The sequence below is a fragment of the Leptolyngbya sp. FACHB-36 genome, assembly GCF_014695955.1.
Lineage (GTDB): Bacteria > Cyanobacteriota > Cyanobacteriia > Leptolyngbyales > Leptolyngbyaceae > FACHB-36.
Genome location: NZ_JACJPG010000158.1, coordinates 1 through 4,787 on the forward strand (window position 1 = coordinate 1; position 4,787 = coordinate 4,787).

6 protein-coding genes are annotated in these 4,787 nt (G+C 55.3%); all 6 read right to left on the reverse strand.

Translation table 11 applies throughout. The features are described from left to right. A complete protein-coding gene (locus H6F43_RS02340; protein WP_190340401.1) occupies positions 1-894 on the reverse strand; it encodes a class II glutamine amidotransferase in 894 nt (297 codons plus the stop codon). Positions 895-904: 10 nt separating this feature from the next. After that, positions 905-1,369, reverse strand: coding sequence for a GNAT family N-acetyltransferase (locus tag H6F43_RS02345; RefSeq protein ID WP_199290113.1), 465 nt, complete (start codon positions 1,367-1,369; stop codon positions 905-907). A 5-nt stretch (positions 1,370-1,374) separates the two neighbouring features. Next, positions 1,375-2,703 (reverse strand): type III glutamate--ammonia ligase, encoded by a 1,329-nt coding sequence (gene glnT / locus H6F43_RS02350; protein WP_190340403.1) that lies wholly within the window; start codon positions 2,701-2,703, stop codon positions 1,375-1,377. 139 nt (positions 2,704-2,842) lie between these two features. Beyond that, positions 2,843-3,130 carry an antibiotic biosynthesis monooxygenase gene (locus tag H6F43_RS02355; protein WP_190340404.1) on the reverse strand — a complete coding sequence of 96 codons (288 nt, stop codon included), beginning with the start codon at positions 3,128-3,130 and terminating at the stop codon, positions 2,843-2,845. Next, on the reverse strand, positions 3,127-3,783 hold the full coding sequence (locus H6F43_RS02360) for a methylglutamate dehydrogenase (RefSeq protein ID WP_190340405.1): 657 nt from the start codon (positions 3,781-3,783) through the stop codon (positions 3,127-3,129). Before H6F43_RS02360 ends, H6F43_RS02355 begins: the two co-directional genes overlap by 4 nt. Next, positions 3,780-4,787 (reverse strand): aminomethyltransferase family protein (locus H6F43_RS02365; RefSeq protein WP_190340406.1); only part of this gene is annotated, 1,008 nt, incomplete at its 5' end. The genes H6F43_RS02365 and H6F43_RS02360, both read right to left, overlap by 4 nt.

The following is a 4,787-nucleotide window of genomic DNA, read 5'->3' on the forward strand; positions in this document are numbered from 1 at the left end:
TCAGACCGTCCATACGTACATCTCCTCCGGCTCCGGTTCGTAAAGCTGGGCGTGATTGATATCGGGCAGGTGAGCGAGCGATCGGAACTCCGAAGCGATCGCCACGTACTCATCGGTTTCTGCAACCACCGCAGGCTTACAGGCAAACGGATCGCGCACCAGCGCTAGCTTGTCAGCCGTGCCCATTAGGAATGTGTAGAAGCCGTCGAGTTCTTCAAAGCCGTTGGCGATCGCGGTTTCTAGGTCGTCGCCTTCGCGCATGCGCCACTCCAAAAAGCGGCAGGCGGCTTCGGTGTCGTTGTCGGTTTCAAATTCAATTCCCCTCGGCTCCAATTTGCGGCGAATCTCATGGGGATTGGCAAGGGAGCCGTTGTGGACGAGGCAGAAGTCTTCGCCTGCGGTGAACGGATGCGCGTGAGCAGGCGTCACCGCCGACTCGGTTGCCATGCGGGTGTGCCCAACCACGTGAGAGCCTTTGAGAAATTGAAACCCGTAGCGATCGGCAACCTCAGTCGGTTTTCCCGTGTCTTTGTAAAGGTCGATCGTGCGTCCGGTTGATAAAACGTGCAGGTGTGGCTGCTGCTTCAACCATGGCTTAACGACATCGGGCGCTAGATCCGCCGTTAAAACGGCTTGATTTCCGTGCGCCTGAAGGTCCGGCAGTTGCCCGAATTGTGCCTGAAAATCCTGCGCCAGTTTTGTCCAGTCGAAGGCGCTACTGCCAGAAAACAGACTGTATTTACGATGGTTCTCCGGTAGCGTTGCCGTAAACACGGCGAGTCCGGCAGAATCAGGTCCGCGATCGCTCATGCCAATCAGCATTGGCACCATGAGTTCGCCTAACCTGTCCCGCAATTCTGGTTTTTTGATCAACAGTCCAACAATTCCGCACATAGGTTTGCGTTTAGGTGAGAGGCTTTTCAAAGAAGAGGCACAGGGGATCGAGTTTGTAGTCCCCAAAGGGCGGAATTGGGTAGAAGCCAGCCCGTTCATACAAGCGAATCGCTTCGGGTTGATGCACGCCCGTTTCTAACCGCAGCGTGTGAACATGGGCTTGCTTTGCGATCGCTTCGATCGCGCTCAGCAGTTGCCGTCCAACTCCGCGCCCCCGAGCCGTCGGTCGAACATACATCCGCTTCACTTCCGCAAAACCAGGGTCCAACCGCCGCAGCGTTCCGCAACCAACTGGATCGGCACCAAATTTAGCCAGCAGCACCGTTACGGAGTCGGGCTGCACCGCCGCGAAATTCAGCCCGTGAATGCTTTCCGGCGGGTAGAGCGCCGCCAAATACTCATCCAGCTCTGCAATTAATTCGCGCATTTCAGAGCTGGCAGGATTGGTCGGCGTAATCACGAATGGCTGATTCACTATCATTAGAAAAATTCCAAATAGCGCTGCACTTCCCATTCGGACACGTGGCGCATATATTCCACCCACTCCATTTGTTTCAGGTTAATAAATTCATCGGCTAAATCGCCGAGTGCGCCCGTAATCACGTCATCCGCCGCCAGCGCGTCGATCGCCTCTTTGAGGCTCTGCGGTAGGGTTTGGATGCCTTTGTCGCTGAGTTCGGACAGCGATAAATCGTAGAGATTGAAATTGCTCGGCTCACCAGGATCGAGTTGCTTTTCGATGCCGTCTAATCCCGCCGCGATCGCCACTGCCGCTGCAAGGTAGGGATTACAGGACCCGTCTGCCAGTCGCAGTTCCAATCGACCACCCGGAACCCGGACCATACTGGAGCGATTGTTGTCGCCGTAGCTGATGTAGGCGGGTGCCCACGTCGCGCCGCTGAGCGATCGACCCACGACCAAGCGCTTGTAGGAATTGACCGTTGGCGCACAAATCGCGCATAGCGCAGGCGCGTGCGCCAACAAGCCACCCAGAAAGTGATAGCCCAGCTTGGATAAACCCAAGCCGCGCACGTCGCTGTCATCGGCAAAGATATTGGACGCGCCATCGGACATGGACATGTGCATATGCATTCCCGTTCCGGTGCGGTTCGCAAACGGTTTTGGCATAAAGGAGGCGATTAATCCCATTTCTTTGGCAATTTCCGACGCCGCCATTTTGAAAAAGATGTAGCGATCGGCGGACGTTAAACAATCCGTGTACGTGTAATTGATTTCAAACTGACCATTTGCGTCTTCGTGGTCAATTTGGTACACGTCAAATCCTGCCGTTTGCAGGCAGCCGACCAGCTTTTCGATAAAGGCAACGCTGCGCGACAGCCCTTTGTAGTCGTAGCAGGGTTTTTCGAGCGTGTCGGTCCCATCGGCTGGCGAAATGCGATCGTGTTCATCTTTCCGCAGCAGCGCGAATTCTGGCTCCAATCCGGTGTTAAATGTCCAGCCTTTTTGCGTCAGGCGCTCTAGCTGCTGCATCAGAACGTTGCGAGAATCGTAAGCGTACGGTTTGCCTTTGACGTGCCCAACGCAAACCATCCGCGCGAATCCGGGCATCCACGGCACCAGCGACAGCGTAGACGGATCGCCTACTGCCATAAAGTCCGGGCTATTGGGAAGTTGCGCCAAGCCCCAAACGGCGAATCCGGCAAATCCAGCACCGGGATCAAGAATGTCTTCGTAGTGTGAAGCGGGAACCGCTTTGGTTTTGGCGGTGCCATGGATATCGACAAATTGCGCCAGAATGAATTTTACGTGATTGTCTTCGAGGAATTTTTTGGCTTCAGTCGGGGTCATTCTTGCGGGGCTCCTATTAGCGACTAGCTGTTAGCGGTTGTTATTAATTGTTCTTGTACGGCGCTACGGTTGGATGAATATGAAGGTCCTTTTTAAGGGTCACAATGATTGCGAGAACCTGATACATCGATCGCAGATTTTATTGACATTCATAGTGTTCTACGGTGGGAAATGGCTCATAGAAGTGGTGCAGTAAGCGTCGCCACTCTTGATATTGGGGCGACTGACGAAACCCGATCGTGTGATCTTCAAGGGTCTGCCAGCGCACCAGCAGAATATAGCGATTTGCCGTTTCTAGACAGCGATGTAGCTCATGAGAACGATAGCCAGACATAGCTGAAATAATGGCGGAGGCAACTTTAAAGGCGGCTTCAAACTCGATCGCCTGACCCGGTTTAACATCTAAAATTGCAACTTCAAGAATCACCGCGTGCTCTCCATTTCAGATTGCGCGAAGCCAATGACACTGCCGCCAAGCTCCTCGACAATTTCGACCAGCGTGCGCCAGAAATACACGCCGAATGTGCCATCGCACCAGATTCGATAGAATGGCAGCCCGTCGCGATCGTCGGGAACGACGGTGACGCTGACGCCGACCATTGTGGTCAGCACCACGGGTCGATCGTTCAAATCAAACGCTCGAAAGTTGACGCTGCACGTTTGCAGCAGTAATTCATTGACGAGTTCACCCGAAAGCGCGATCGCCAAATCCTGCCGCAGCACCGGATAGACGCTTGCAGGCAGCGATTGGCAGGCGGCAGCTAATTGGGGAGTAACGCGGCTGCGCTGGCTATCTTCAATCAGAAATTCGCTCATGCCAAGTCGGGCGATGATGCCGCCGTCGGGCAGCGATCGCCACGTATTCGGACGATCGCTCACCGAAATTCCCTGAGTCTTCAGCCACTCTGCGGCACCCGCACCTTTGACGCCAAATCGGGTCAGACAGGAGCGATCGGTGATGGCTAGACGATCGATGCTGGCACCCGCAACGTGAGTCAGGGTTGGCATGTCGTTGATCATCTGCCACATGCCACGCGGCAGATGCTCGTGAATGGGACTGAGGCGAATCGGTGTGGTCATACTGCCTGCAACTGCGGTAGGGGATCTTTTTGACGCGCATTCTCCGGGTCGTAGAACGGCGTAGGGCTGACAATGGCAGAGACCATCGTGCCGTCTGAGACGCGAATCAAGAGGCGCTGCCCAACCTTCGACAGGTCCGGCGACACAAACGCCAAGCCAATGTAGCGCTGAAGCGTTGGGCTAAAAGCAATACTGGTAACGCGACCTGCAATGTCGCCCTGCTCAATCACCAAATGGCACTCTTGCGGCGGCGTTCCCGTAAAATCGGGTTCCAGCATGAACCCAGCAAGAATTTGCTTCGGCGATCGCTTCGCCAGAATCTGCAAGCTGCGCTGACCCATGAAAAACGGCTTGTCCTGCTTCACCGCCCAGGTTAAATTTGCCTCAAACGGCGTTGTCAGCCCGTCGGTGTCCTGACTCACGATTAAGTGTCCTTTTTCTAATCGCAGAAGCCGCTGTGCCTCCACACCAAACGGCTGAATCTGACACGCGGCTCCCGCTGCCATCAGCGCATCCCAGAGATGGAGAGCCGATTCTGCGGGGACATGAATCTCATAGCCCCACTCGCCCACAAACCCCACTCGCATCAATATCGCTGGAACTCCAGCCACGATCGCGTCGCGCACAGCCAAATAGGGAAATACGCTGCCAGACAGATCGCACTCGGTTAGCTGAGCCAGAACCTCGCGAGCGCGGGGTCCGGCGAGATTAATCGCCGATCGTGCGCCCGTCAGATTGACGATGCCGCAGTTCAACTGCCACATCGTATTCAGCCGCGACAGTTCGCGATAGATTGGCGCAGCACCCGACGTGGTGGTGGTGAAGTAGAAATGCTCTGGTCCAAGTCGCGCAATCACGCCATCGTCGATGACCACGCCCGCTTCGTCCAGCATCACCGCGTAGCGCGTCATGCCGACCTTTAAGCTGCTGTAGCGTCCGGTGTAGACGCGCTCCAAAAATTCAGCCGCATCGGGACCGCGAATTTCCAGTTTTCCCAGCGTGCC